Annotated in this window: 9 protein-coding genes and 2 pseudogenes; 7 read left to right on the forward strand and 4 right to left on the reverse strand. The window is 30.3% G+C overall.

The annotated features are described in order from the left end of the window. Nucleotides 1-623 precede the first annotated feature (623 nt). Entirely contained in the window at nt 624-1,310 is a 687-nt protein-coding gene (locus tag MWG72_RS15540; RefSeq protein ID WP_228128798.1) for a sugar transferase, read from the forward strand. 404 nt (nt 1,311-1,714) lie between these two features. Here MWG72_RS15540 and MWG72_RS09465 read toward each other — a convergent pair. The 4 genes and pseudogenes from MWG72_RS09465 to MWG72_RS09480 all read right to left on the reverse strand — a co-directional run bounded on the left by MWG72_RS09465 (nt 1,715) and on the right by MWG72_RS09480 (nt 6,488). Further along, nucleotides 1,715-2,460: pseudogene (locus tag MWG72_RS09465) on the reverse strand (IS5 family transposase). Between the two features lie 280 nt (nt 2,461-2,740). Beyond that, entirely contained in the window at nt 2,741-4,924 is a 2,184-nt protein-coding gene (locus tag MWG72_RS09470) for a polysaccharide biosynthesis tyrosine autokinase (RefSeq protein WP_005245424.1), read from the reverse strand. Between the two features lie 35 nt (nt 4,925-4,959). Beyond that, complete coding sequence (locus MWG72_RS09475) at nt 4,960-5,388, reverse strand: low molecular weight protein-tyrosine-phosphatase (RefSeq protein ID WP_005245422.1); 429 nt, start codon at nt 5,386-5,388, stop codon at nt 4,960-4,962. Continuing rightward, the gene (locus tag MWG72_RS09480; RefSeq protein WP_005245421.1) at nt 5,388-6,488 is read right to left on the reverse strand and encodes a polysaccharide biosynthesis/export family protein; all 1,101 of its coding nucleotides are present in this window, start codon (nt 6,486-6,488) and stop codon (nt 5,388-5,390) included. Before MWG72_RS09480 ends, MWG72_RS09475 begins: the two co-directional genes overlap by 1 nt. A 297-nt stretch (nt 6,489-6,785) precedes the next feature. On the opposite strand from MWG72_RS09480, the pseudogene MWG72_RS09485 reads away from it, so the two are divergent. From MWG72_RS09485 to MWG72_RS09510, 6 genes and pseudogenes are all read left to right on the forward strand, one after another. Beyond that, a pseudogene (locus MWG72_RS09485) lies at nt 6,786-6,935 on the forward strand (Vi polysaccharide biosynthesis UDP-N-acetylglucosamine C-6 dehydrogenase TviB); the annotation flags it as partial. A 166-nt stretch (nt 6,936-7,101) separates the two neighbouring features. Continuing rightward, nucleotides 7,102-8,535 carry a lipopolysaccharide biosynthesis protein gene (locus MWG72_RS09490; protein WP_034437960.1) on the forward strand — a complete coding sequence of 478 codons (1,434 nt, stop codon included), beginning with the start codon at nt 7,102-7,104 and terminating at the stop codon, nt 8,533-8,535. Nucleotides 8,536-8,556: 21 nt separating this feature from the next. Further along, nucleotides 8,557-9,687, forward strand: coding sequence for a polysaccharide pyruvyl transferase family protein (locus MWG72_RS09495; protein WP_247143903.1), 1,131 nt, complete (start codon nt 8,557-8,559; stop codon nt 9,685-9,687). A gap of 152 nt (nt 9,688-9,839) precedes the next feature. Beyond that, the gene (locus MWG72_RS09500; RefSeq protein WP_005245416.1) at nt 9,840-10,808 is read left to right on the forward strand and encodes a glycosyltransferase family 2 protein; all 969 of its coding nucleotides are present in this window, start codon (nt 9,840-9,842) and stop codon (nt 10,806-10,808) included. Then, nucleotides 10,808-12,151, forward strand: coding sequence for an O-antigen polymerase (locus tag MWG72_RS09505; protein WP_247143904.1), 1,344 nt, complete (start codon nt 10,808-10,810; stop codon nt 12,149-12,151). The genes MWG72_RS09500 and MWG72_RS09505 overlap by 1 nt, the downstream gene beginning before the upstream one ends. A 7-nt stretch (nt 12,152-12,158) precedes the next feature. Then, nucleotides 12,159-13,310, forward strand: a complete 1,152-nt coding sequence (locus tag MWG72_RS09510) for a glycosyltransferase family 4 protein (protein ID WP_005245414.1) — start codon at nt 12,159-12,161, stop codon at nt 13,308-13,310.

Below are 13,310 nucleotides of genomic sequence, written 5' to 3' on the forward strand. Positions count from 1 at the left end.
ATGTAAACTTTGTGTTCTTTATCACGATATCTAGAATTATCTTACATTTTGTCACATTTTTTTTAGTGTGAGCTATATTGTATTTTGTAATTAATATTTTATTCGATTAACAATACTTTTCTATATTTATTATTAAGATCTAGTAGGGCTTATTAAATGGAGATAATTTACGAAACGGCTTATTTCGTTGAAAGAATTATAAGAATTTTATTGCAATATCAAATAAATTTTCATTGATAATATTTAAATAAAAAAATTAATAAAAAAAATATTAATATAAGATTATTTTTTGGTTGATAGCCTTCATCTAAAATATACCTCTACTTAAAAAATAACACTCTTGATATGATTGAAAAAAAATAGACATATCGAGGTGTTTATTAATGGATCTAAAAAAAGATAAAAATAAGATCAAAAAAAATGAAGAAAGTAATATTTTAATATATAAGCCTTTGTTTGATGAGAAAAATAATATTTTATTAAAAAAATATTCAGAAAATAAGAGGGAGTATAGAAGTAAAATAATACAGTTTTCTTCAGAAAAAGATCGATCAAATAAAATGAATAAAAAAAAATTTAGGTATTTTATTTGTAAAGATAATTTAATATTAAGAAATTCTTTAATACCTCAAGTACATTTTTATTCCTTTGCTGATTTATTTGAAAATAAAGAAGATGTATTTAAGCGATTAATTGATATAGTTATTGCATTAATGGCTTTGATTATATTATTTCCAATTTTTATTATAGTGGCTTATAAGGTTCAAAAAAATTTGGGCTCTCCAATTTTCTTTTATCAAGAACGACCTGGTAAAAATGGTAAATTATTTAAAATGATTAAATTTCGCTCTATGAGGAATGCAATTGATAAAGAGGGTAATCCTTTACCTGATAAATTTCGCATCACTTCATTTGGAAAAAAATTACGTTCTACTAGTTTAGACGAAATGCCTCAGCTGATTAATGTGTTAAAAGGAGATATGAGTATTGTCGGACCTCGGCCTCAAATGAAAGAGTTTCTCCAACATTATACTGAAGAACAAATGAGACGACATGAAGTAAAACCTGGTATGACAGGACTTGCTCAGGTAAGTGGACGCAATAATTTATCTTGGGAAGAAAAATTTGAATTAGATGTGCAATATGTTGAATATCATAATATGTGGCTTGATTTTAAAATTATGTTTAAAACGGCTAAAGTCATGTTGAGTCAAGAGGGAGTTAATGCTCCTGACCAAGAAGTAGGTGCTGCACGATTTTCGAAAAAAAATATTACGGATACCTCTTTATTTACAAAAGAGGTAAAATAATATGAGTAAAAATAAATTCGTTCTATCACTGGTATAGGTAACTATTCTTGAGTCGAAAATGATTGTTTTATTAAGAGATAGGGAACTTTCAATATTAAATTTTATCTAATATTATTAAAAATGAGAGCATTAATTAATCTTAGAATATAGACTCATAGTCTTGAGTGTCTTTAGGTTATACTATTTAATCATTTTAAATTTGAGTTTTGTAGAGATACAATAGATACTCTTGGAGGAGGCCATACCTGACATTAAAATTTGATAATGCTATTTATATTTAGTAATAGTTCTTTGTTTAGATTGGATCAAGATAAGTCAGAAATTAATCCAGCTTAATTAGCCAAAGATATCTATATTAATAGATTTTTTATTACTGAATATTGAGGTTGGCTTAGGGCGTGTCATCAATTAAGCCATATCATGATTGAAGCAAGGTAGATTGCTGACAGGAAGTTTTGAGCCAATTTATCATAGCGCGTAGCAATACCTCGATACTGCTTGAGCTTGGCGAAGAAGTTCTCGATCAGATGTCTTGCTTTATAAAGATGTTGGTCATAATCACGCTGATCAATCGCGTTACTTTTGGATGGCATCACGATCTGACCCTTGATCTTATGGATTGGATCAATCACCCGATCCTTAGAATTATAGGCTTTATCCATGAGCCAAGTCTGACTTAACGATAAGTCCAGCAGCACATCAGCACCATTTAAGTCATGAGTCTGCCCGGCAGTGAGATAAAATCCTGTTGGGTTGCCTAAAGCATCAGTACGGGCATGAATTTTGGTACTTAAACCACCTTTACTGCGTCCGATTGCCTGTTCTTTTTTCCGGCGCTGTGTTGATGAGCACGCACAATGGTTGAGTCTAGCATGGCATATTCATTATCACTTTCATGTGATAGCACTTCAAAAACTTTCTGCCATACGCCTGCTTTAGCCCAACGGCTAAAGCGAGTGTGCACAACTCTAAAATCCCCAAAGCGTTCGGGTAAGTCTCGCCATGGAATACCTGAACGATACCGATACAATACTGCTTCAACAAATAGCCTGTTATCTTTGGCAGTTACTCCAACAGTACTCGCTCGTCCAGGTAACAGATCCTTAATCTGCTCCCACTGATCATCTCTTAATGCATAGCGTTTAGTCATGAAAAAATAATGAGGACAGGTTAGATTTTCTCAAGCTAATTGATGACAGGCTCTAGATACAATATATTTATTACCCATGCAAACATAAAAAACTTCAAACAGATTTAAATTGAAAATTTTCAAATCTGTTTGAAGTACTATAATATTCACTTACCCTTATTTATAATAAATTTTAAAAAGGTGACTTTCTGTAAAAACAGCCTAATCAACACTCTTATTTCTGAAAAATATTTTGATATTTTCAGAAAATTAAATTTACTTAATATAAATCAAACTCATATTAATCCTCATCTTTGGAAGCTGTATATGCATAGGCATAATTATAGCCATAACTACCAGCAGAGCCTTTTTGTACGTCATTTAGAATAACACCATTAACTTTTACATTCGCTTGTTCAAAACGATTGACAGTAATTTCAAGTTCTTTAATTTGGGTTTTCCCATGACGTGCAACCAATAAATTCACGCCCGCGTATTGTGCAATAATAATACCATCTGTCACGGCAAGGACTGGTGGAGTATCAATCAAGATATGATCAAAAGAGGCTGATGCCTGATCTAAAAATGCTTTAAATTGATCTGTACTCAAAAGTTCAGAAGGGTTGACTGGGCTTTTGCCTCGAGTAACAAAGAACAGGTTCTCTACAGTAGAGTTTTGTACTACATCTGCATAGCTATTTTGGTGGTTCAATAGTTCTGCTAAACCCGGTTGTACCTCTGCATTGAAATACTTATGTAAATAACCTCGACGCATATCACCATCAATCACTAATACTCGTTTTCCGCCTTGTGCTAAAATAGTTGCCAAGTTAGTGGTAATAAACGATTTACCAATTTCCGGAGCAGGGCCCGAAATAGCAATTACATTATTATTGGCATTCATGAGGGCAAAATGAATCGCTGTTCGCATACTACGTAAGCTTTCAATTGCAATGTCACTACTATCTTTAACCGCAAGAATAGGAATATTCTTTTTCTTTTTTAATAATTTAATACGACTTTCTTGAATAACGGATCGCGGTACAGTGGCATAGACAGGAAGATCCAACTCATTTTCGATCTGAGCCGCATCTTTAATACCTGAGCGCATCATATTACGTAACAATGCCAGCAATGTTCCTAAGAAACCACCAAGGAAAATTGCTAAAATCAGAATCTGTAATTTCTTTGGTTTAATTGGTTCAATGGGTTCAACCGCAGTATCGACAATACGTACATTACCAATTTCACCTGCTTTAGCAATTCGAAGTTGTTGATACGAATTGAGCAAACCTGTATACAATTGTTGCTTCACTTCGACTTCACGGAAAAATTGTAAGTACTGACGTTGAAGTTCAGGTAAACGTTTTAAAGTCCCATTTAGCTCAGCAATTTTTTGATTGATTGCACTGAGTTGCGCATTCATTTGCTGCATCATTGGATGTTCGCCGGTATATTTAGCTGAAGCTTCTGCAACTAGCTGTTCCAGTTCTGCTTTTTTTGTTTCTAAAGTGATGCTCTGCGTTAAGTATAATTCCGATTCTTTAGTCACATCTACAGTATTATATTGCTGACGGAAACGGTTGAATTCACGCTCTGCAACATCGAGTTGTTGTTTTAGTTCAGGTAATTGATCTTCTAAAAACTTAAGTGTTTGAGCAGTCTCTGCTGAACGACGTTCAATATTTTGCTGGCTATAAGCAGCCAGAATGGCATTCAGAACTTCAGTAATATGTTGTTTGTCATTGCCTTGATAGTTCAAACCCAATACACCGCTCATCTTGCCTTTTTCGGCTACTGAGTAATTAGCGGTTAAAGATTGCATCGCCGCAGGTAAACTTTGCTTTTGTATATTATAAGCGGCATCGAAACTGTCTTGACTAAAAATACCTACTTTCCAGAGACCATATTTAGATGAGGATTGACTTACTTGATTTAAAGGAGCAGAAAAAACTACTTGTTCAGTTTCTTCATCCGTTAGACTGTATTTGCCTGGCTCAAAACTTAAAATTAAGTTCTTATCTTGAAAATATTGGGGAATATCGAATTGGCGAATATCAAAACTATTTTGATTATCTTTAAACAGTACCGATTTTGCTGAATACTCTGTGGCATATTCATGGTTGGCCATTAACCGGTTCCAGAAGCTATCTTCTGTACCAGATACACGAATATTTAAATTTAAATGGTTGATGACCTCGCCCAATACCAAGCGTGATTTCAGAATTTCAATTTCTGCCTGAGCGGGGGATTTTTGGTCGATCATACCAGATAAATCCCCTAACAATGCAGCGGAAGTACCTTTACTGTCTTCGACTTGTACCATGGCATCTACTGCATAAGTATCCGGTGTGGTTCTTAAATACAGTAAGGCACAAATCAGACTTAAAATAATGCACAGTGCAATCAATTTCCATTGTGCAATTAAAGAAAAAAATAATTCTTTTAAATCAATGGTATCTTCGGTGTTGGCGGTTTGGCTCATAATTTAAATATCAAAAAGTGAAAATATTAAAAAACTTAAATATATTTTTTCCAGTCAGCAATACAGGCCTGAATCAACTGGCAGGTCTCATCAAAGAATGCTTGATCATGCTGATAAGGATCGGCAACATTTTTACTTTGCCAATGACCTAATCTAAACGTTTTACCTTTAGCAAAAGGCCAAGTCTGTTCTATATGCTTTTGCTGATTTTGACTCATCACAAGAACCAGGTCGGCTTTTTTGATTAGTTTAGCATCCAGTTTTTTCGCAATATGTGCACTCATATCAATCCCAAAACGTTGCATACATAAACTGGCTTTTTCATCAGCTGCATGACCCACTAAACCGGAAATACCCGCAGATTCTATCTCTAAATGTGGATATTCCTGTTTTAAAAAGTATTCGGCCATAGGGCTACGGCAAATATTACCAATACAAACTACTAAGATATTTTTAATTTTCATTATTTACCTAAGTTATCTAGCTGATAAAGAACACTAGAGAATGGAATCATCTGATTCACTACACGTTGCCAGCGTGCTAAACCAGATGCATCCACATAAACAATATCGTTGCTACGCATTTTAAACTGATTAGCGAGACCAAAGTCTGCAATGCTGGTCAAGTCCATCTGGTAGACTTCAGTGTGAAGTGCATTCAGCTGACTTCTAACGATATAAACTTTACTCCGACTGGCAGAAAGTGGATTTAAGCCTAGGCTTTCTCCTAATACATCACTCAAACTCATGCCTTGATCACGTATGGGTAATGACTGATTTTTGCCGGATTCCCCCATCACATAAATTTTCTGATTTTCACGATTATTCACATATAAGGTGTCATTGGGCTGAATCAACAGATTATGAAGTGAGAGGCCAGCTTTTTCTAATTCTACAGTATTCAGGCTATATGAACGTCCCTGGCGTACTAAAGTGATAGAGGCATTATCACCTTGCTCTGCACTTACTCCCCCTGCCATACCTAAAGCGGTGTAAACACTAACGGGTTGATCACTCAAATAAAATTGACCGCCTTTTAGAACATTACCTTGAACTGAATAACGTTGACCTTGATAAGATAGTACTCGCGCGATCACATCCGGGTTTTTTAGGTAACGTGATAGCTGACTGCGTAATTCACGGTTGACTTGGGTCAGTGACTTTCCTGCGGCTTTATAACGGCCAATAATTGGGAAATGAATATAACCTTCTGAATCGATTTGAAAACCATTTGCTTGGGCGGATTGATCTGTACTAATGTTACTTGGAGATGTGAGTTCTGGATAAGCCCATAAATAAATAGATAAAATATCACCAGAACTCAGACTATAGTTATGATGTCTTGAACTAAAAAGATGGGCATATTCTTGTTGAATATTCTGTATAGCAGGCTGAACGGCCATAATAGAATCTTGGGTGAGTTTAATGATGTTCACTTCCGTGCCTAGGTCGGTTTGATAAACCCCTTCACTAGGTAAGTCATAGGTTTGTAAACCTGAGGTGACCGCACATCCTGTGGTGGCAATACCGCCGGCCAATAAAAGAATTAATTGAAAATGTCGCACACGTTTTCCCAAATATTAATTTTTAAATTCATTTTAAATTGAGGCTATTCTACCTAAGTTATAGGTTCTATACATAGCAATTTGTAATCATATCGCTGTTTTTTGAATAGAAGATAAATTAGTCTGAATTGATCATACAAATTATAAATGAAATCATAATTTTTACAAAAAACATACATTAGTTTGTAGTTTAAATTGTTTCCGTACAAATCATAATAGAAAATTTATGGTTTTCTGATAATATTCGTGCCGAAAGTTGCACTCCTCATAAGTACAGTACATAAATAAGGCGTTGAAATGCTATCTATTGCAGATTTAAAAATTGCGGGGATTGGTTTAGGCTATGTGGGTTCACCATTGGCAGTAGAATTTGGGAAAAAAAGTATCGTCGTTATTTTTGACATCTACCAAAATCGAATTGATGAACTTAAAAAAATGCATAGTTTGGGTAAGCTTAAACATGTTTTATATTAATAAGTAAGGTAGTATAATTTTACTATAATAATTAGACGAAATGTTACAGGCGTAATTAAGTATATTTGATACTAAATGATATTTTTAAATTTATTAGTTTTGAATTGGTTAGCTTTTATAAAAGCTAAAGTGTAAATAAATGAGTATTCAGAAAGAAGCTATAAATGGGTTTAAATGGAATTTTTTGCAGCAATTTAGTGTGCAAATTATTAATTTTACTGTTCAGTTGATTTTGGCTAGGATTTTGATGCCAGAAATGTTTGGTCTTATAGCTATGTTGATGGTTTTTATTTCAATAGGGCAAACATTGATGGATAGTGGTATGACAAGTTCTTTAATTCGTACTAATAATCCAACTGAACTGGATTATTCAACCGTTTTTTGGACTAATATATCAGTAAGTTTATTTGTTTATATTTTAGTTTATATTGGAGCACCTTATGTTGCATTATTTTATGAACAAAAAATATTGGAAGATTTAATACGTATTTTTGCACTTGTTTTTATAATAAAGGCTTTAATAGGTGTACATATTGCAAAATTAACAAAAGAGTTGAATTTTAAATTACAAATGCAATTACAGATTCCATCATCACTTATTGCTGGTGGAGTCGGGATAAGTTTGGCATTACAAGGTTATGGTGTATGGAGTCTTGTGTGGTTAAATTTGATACAAGCTTCGGTTTTTACTATATTAATTTTATGGCTTGTAAAATGGAAATTATCATTTGTTTTTAGCAAAGATTGCTTTTGTTTTCATTTTGTGTTTGGTTATAAATTAACATTGGCAAGCTTGATAGATGTAATTTTTAATGATTTATATAGAATAATTATAGGTAAGTTTTTTTCGCCTCAATCAGTAGGCTATTTTAATCAAGCTGAAACAATGAGATTATTTCCAGTGCAGCAAATTAGCATGGTAGTGGAAAAAGTTACATATCCACTTTTTTCTAATTTAAAAAATGATGAACATTTAAGATATGCTTATAATATTACTGCAAAAATAATGATGTTTATTACTGTGCCAATTATGTTTACTTTGATACTAATCGCAAATGAAGGCTTTAGATTGTTATTTGGGGAAAAATGGTTACCAGCTGTGCCTTATTTTCAAATTTTAGCAATAGCGTCAATAGTTAGACCTGTAAGTTCTTATAGCTTAAATATTTTAAAAGTAAAAGGAAGAAGTGATATTTTTTTAAAAATTGAAATTTTAAAAAAAATTATTGGTTTGATTTTAATCGTGGTGGGGTTTCAGTTTGGAATTTTAGGGCTTGTATTTTCATTAGTGTTTTTTTCTTTAATATCATATTTTATAAATATTTACTTTAGTGGGTTAATTATCGGTATTGATTTTTTTACACAATTAAAGAAAGTTATTCATTTTTTGATATTTGGGACCATAATTTTTTTATCATTGTATTTTTTAAAGAATAATGATTTTTTGTATTTAGGTAGTGATATAATTTATCTTATATTTTATTCAATTTTTTTTAATATAATTTATTTTACAATTACTTTATTGTATGATGGAGATATTTTAAATATTTTAAAGAAAATTGCCAAAATTTAGTATTGAAATAGGTTACATTATATGAAAATTAGATTTTTTAATTCAGATATTTTATTTACAGGTTACTATGGGCAATTAAATGCAGGTGATGATGCATTTATAGAAGTTACCTCATGGGGAGCTAAAAAGTATTGGAACAAGAATGAGAATATATTTTTAGCAAAAGAAAGTAATCTGCCAATAACTACCAATAAAATAAGAGGGTATCCGTTAACAATTCCTAAAACTTATAGATTTCAGAATAGATTTTTATTAGCTTCAACTAACTATCTAATTTCCTCTGGTGGATCTACATTACATCATGAATTATTAAAAAATGATATTAAGCGTATAGCAGTAGAAAGTAAAATAAAAGGGAGTAATAAAATAAAAATTGGGGGGATCGGTGTGTCTATTGGGCCGTTCAGATCAATTAACGATGAAAAGGCTATAATTGAATATTTAAAAAATATAGACTTTTTGGCGGTTCGAGATCAAGCCTCATTTGATTATGTGCAGAATTTAGACTTACCTTATAATGTGGTAAATGCTTTTGATTTAGCAGCTTTATTACCAGAAATTTATGATTTTTCTGAGAAAAGAAATAAAATAAATGGAAAAAAAGTTATAGGGGTTAGTGTTTGCCCTGTAGAAAGTATTACAAATTTAAATAATTTAAATCAAGAGAATAAGCGAAATAGTAATATTAATGAATTATTAAAAACCATTGATAAAAACGAAAATGTTCATTTTAAATTTTTTATAATTAATGGTCATTCTGTCTTTGGTGATTTAGAATTAACTAAAAAGACCATTGAAAGTGTAAATCCTTTAAGTTATGAGATTGTATATTATACAAGAGATACACGCAGAATTTGGAATGAAATTTCGGATTGCGATTTTATAATATCTACACGTCTCCATGCCGCAATTTTTGCTTGTTTTTCTGAAACACCCTTTATGTTAAATGAGTATCATAGAAAGTGTAAAGATTTTTTAGATAATGTGGATTATGATAAAAAATTTAGAATGTTTGATGATGAATATGATTATAAAGAAAAGGCTAATTTGATAATTTCAGTGTTAAATAATGATAATAAGTATATCAAACCAAAAAAAAATGATGAGATGAAAATTCGTGCTTCTTTAAATTTCACGGGAGTTAAAATTTAAGTAATAAATTTTTTTAATATTTTGAAGAAATATTTATTTTTTATACAGCAATTATGAAGAAGATAGTTTATAAATAAGCTATAATCTTTTATTATGATATTAAACTTTCATAATATATTTTTTCAGCACCTTTTAAGAAAGATTTAAATTCAATGAAAGTGTCTATTTTTGTTCCAATGTACAATGTAGCAGATTTTATAGAAAAATGTGCCACATCGTTGTTCTTGCAGAGTTATGAAAATATTGAATATATTTTTGTAGATGATTGTACACCTGATAATTCTTTAGAAATATTAAAAAAAATATTGGTAAAATTTCCAGAACGAAAAAATCAAGTTAAAATTATTCATCATGAGATTAATAAAGGTATTGCGGCTACTAGAAACACAGGTATTTTAAATGCAACGGGTGAGTATTTATTGCAAGTTGATGGTGATGATTATATTGATGTTCATACGGTAGAGTTAATGTTAAATAAAGCTATAGAGGAAAAAGCAGATATTGTTTTATGCAATTATTACTTAGAGTTTAAAAAAATAAGTATTGAAGTGAAAAATGGTTTTTTAGATAAAGATCAATATTTGAATGATATATTAGCAGCTAAAATACCTCCCTCTATTTGGAATAAATTAATCCGTTTAGATGTCTATAAGAAAAATAATTTAGTTTTTAAAGAGGGTGTGAATTATGGTGAGGATTATATGTTAATTCCTCAAATTATTTATTTTTCTTCAAAAATAGTTTCTGTTGAATTGCCTTTATATAATTATATTCGTTGGAATTCAAATTCATATACTGCTCAGATTAAAGAGTCTCATTTAAATAACTTGATAGAAGTTTGTGAAAATTTAAATATTTTTTTTAAAGATAAAAGTGATTTTAAAAATACATTAAATATTGGTTTTAGTAAGAAAAAATTTGATTTATTAAGGGACTGTAGGGATTTGTTGATTTTCAAAAAAATATGGAATGATTTCAAGGTTACTATAATTGATAGTGGTGTTCAAGAGAAGTTTCTGATTTTTACAATGAATAAAAGACTTTCTATTTTAGCTTATTTGTTTTTTTCTTTTAGATGGTTTGCTTTAATTCTATATTCGACTTTTAAGGGGTATAGATAATGGTAAGTTTATTATTTAATATGTTTTTTTGTTTTTTATCATTATTTATATATATATTTGCGCCTGAGCAGTACTCTTATAAATATTGTTTGTTTCTATTAATTATTTTTCTAATTGTTTTTTTATTAAATACATATATTAATGATGTAAAAGAAGGATTTGGTTTTGGTATACTATTTTCAATAGCTTTTTTATTTAGTAATTTTATATATCCTGTCTTTTATATTGTAGATTATACGTATGTAAGTTCATTTATATTTCCATATAATCAAAATGTTGTTAATAAAGCAACAGCTGTTGCCTTGGTAGCATACTGCTTTTATGTTTTTGGTGTTACGCAATACAATCAAAATTATACTTATATTCACAAAGTAAGAAAAAATTTTATTATTAATTCTAATACTATTTATTCTATTATTTTTCTTTTGTATTTTTCAATTTTCTTATTTGTAATTTTTGGGGGGTATAATATAACAAAAGCCTTATATTCTGGTGATTTGGGAATAAGTGTACAAAAAAATGATACTTTTGGATATGCCCAAATTTTGATTTTTATATTTAGCATGCTATTAGCCTCTATATTTTATTATTCAAAAAACTATTTTTTAAGGAAAGTTGCTTTAATTAGTATTGTTTTTGTAGCTATGTTTATGCTGAGTACTGGAACTAGGTTGCTTGCTGTAAATCTTTTTATTATGTTATTAGCAGTATATTCTAGAGAGGTTAGAAAGATAACAATTAAAACAACTCTACTTTTTTGTTTTCTAGGTGCAAATTTTTTATATATAATAATGTTAATTCGAGAAAATCAAAAGTTAGTTTTTTCATCCTCTAATGACACGCTGCCTGGTTTACCTTTTGATATATTTATGGACTTAATAGGCACGAATAGAAATTTATATATTTTATATGATTATGTTGATAACTTCGGTAGTCTATTTTTCTTAAATGAACTACCTACTTTATTATCTGTTTTTCCTTTTTCTGGTTTTTTTATTGATCTTTTGCCAGTAGAAGTTTATAAGACTTCAGGTCTGTTTCCTACTTATCTTACATTTGGACCTAATGCTAATTATGGCTTAGGAACAAGTATGGTTGGGGAGGCATACTTATCTTTTGGTTTGTTGGGAGTTATTTTTGTTTTCTTTGCGTTTGGTTGGGTAATCAAGAAGACAAAATTAAAATCTCTTAATAGTATTTATTTTTCTGTAATATATTTTTATTTAGTTGGTCAGTCTGTTTTTTACCCAAGAATTAACTATTTTTGGGGTCTGAAAAATGTTTTTTGGATGCTGATGATTCTATTATTGCTCAATTACTTATTTGATAAGAAAAGATCTTAAGGTTTGTATGAATTTATTATATTTTATTCCTAGCTTACATAAAGCGGGTGGTATGGAACGAGTGTTGACTCAAAAGGTTAACTATTTGGCTAAAAGTGGCAGATATAATATATATATTATTACAACTGATATGCCTGATGGAGAAGAACCTTTTTTTCAATTGGATAAAGGGGTTGAAGTATATAAATTTAAATTATTTTTTAATATTATTTATAATAATAATTTTATATCAAAAACAATATATACATATAAGAAGTTAATTGAATATAAAAATCTTTTAGATTTATTTTTATCAAAAAATAAAATAGATGTTCTAATAAGTATGGGGGGGAAAGAGCTAGAGTTTTTATATAAAGTTCAGCATCCTGCTAAAAAAATTTATGAAGCACACTTTAGTAATGGTATTCGTACAAGAAATTTATTAGCAAATAAAGGTAATAGTTTTTTTTGGCAGTACATAGCTAAATTACGAGAATTACAGATTGTAAAACAAACAAAAAAATTAGATGCTTTAGTTGTTTTAACTGAAAAGTCAAAAGATGAGTGGTTGAAAACTAACGAGAATGTATTGGTTATTCCTAATCCTTCCTCTATAAAAACTTTTCCTAATCAATATGATGTTGATTCTCGTAGAGTGATTTCTTTAGGTCGTTTAGAGTATGAAAAGGGTTTTGATCTATTAATTAAAGCATGGAGTCGAGTAATTAATTTATATCCAATGTGGAAGCTTGATATTTATGGTAGTGGTTCTTTAGAAGAAAGTCTTAATGGTTTGATCAATGAGTTAAATCTAAAAAAAACTGTACAATTATGTGGTGTCACTCAACAAGTTTCTTATGAGCTAATGAAGAGTTCTTTTTATGTATTGCCATCACGATATGAAGGTCTTCCTTTAGTGATGTTAGAATGTCTGGCATGTGGTTTACCTATGGTGGCATTTGATTGTGAAACCGGTCCTTCTGATATTATAGAAAATAATGATTGCGGTTTACTTGCTAATAATGGAGATATTGAAGAATTATCTCTTAAAATAATTGATATGATTGAGATGGCTGAAAAAAGACTAGTATTATCTAAAGCATGTACTCTTAAATCTGAAAAGTATGCTGTTGATAATATTATGTCCAGATGGAAATATTTATTTGAGTCGATGGTTTAA

This window comes from Acinetobacter lwoffii (assembly GCF_022967985.1).
Taxonomy (GTDB): Bacteria; Pseudomonadota; Gammaproteobacteria; order Pseudomonadales; family Moraxellaceae; genus Acinetobacter.

Coding starts and splice junctions, on each gene's coding strand:
- MWG72_RS09500 (WP_005245416.1), top strand. CDS start 9,840: ATGAAAGTGTCTATTTTTGTTCCAATGTACAATGTAGCAGATTTTATA.
- MWG72_RS09495 (WP_247143903.1), top strand. CDS start 8,557: ATGAAAATTAGATTTTTTAATTCAGATATTTTATTTACAGGTTACTAT.
- MWG72_RS09510 (WP_005245414.1), top strand. CDS start 12,159: ATGAATTTATTATATTTTATTCCTAGCTTACATAAAGCGGGTGGTATG.
- MWG72_RS09505 (WP_247143904.1), top strand. CDS start 10,808: ATGGTAAGTTTATTATTTAATATGTTTTTTTGTTTTTTATCATTATTT.
- MWG72_RS09490 (WP_034437960.1), top strand. CDS start 7,102: ATGAGTATTCAGAAAGAAGCTATAAATGGGTTTAAATGGAATTTTTTG.
- MWG72_RS09475 (WP_005245422.1), bottom strand. CDS start 5,388: ATGAAAATTAAAAATATCTTAGTAGTTTGTATTGGTAATATTTGCCGT.
- MWG72_RS09470 (WP_005245424.1), bottom strand. CDS start 4,924: ATGAGCCAAACCGCCAACACCGAAGATACCATTGATTTAAAAGAATTA.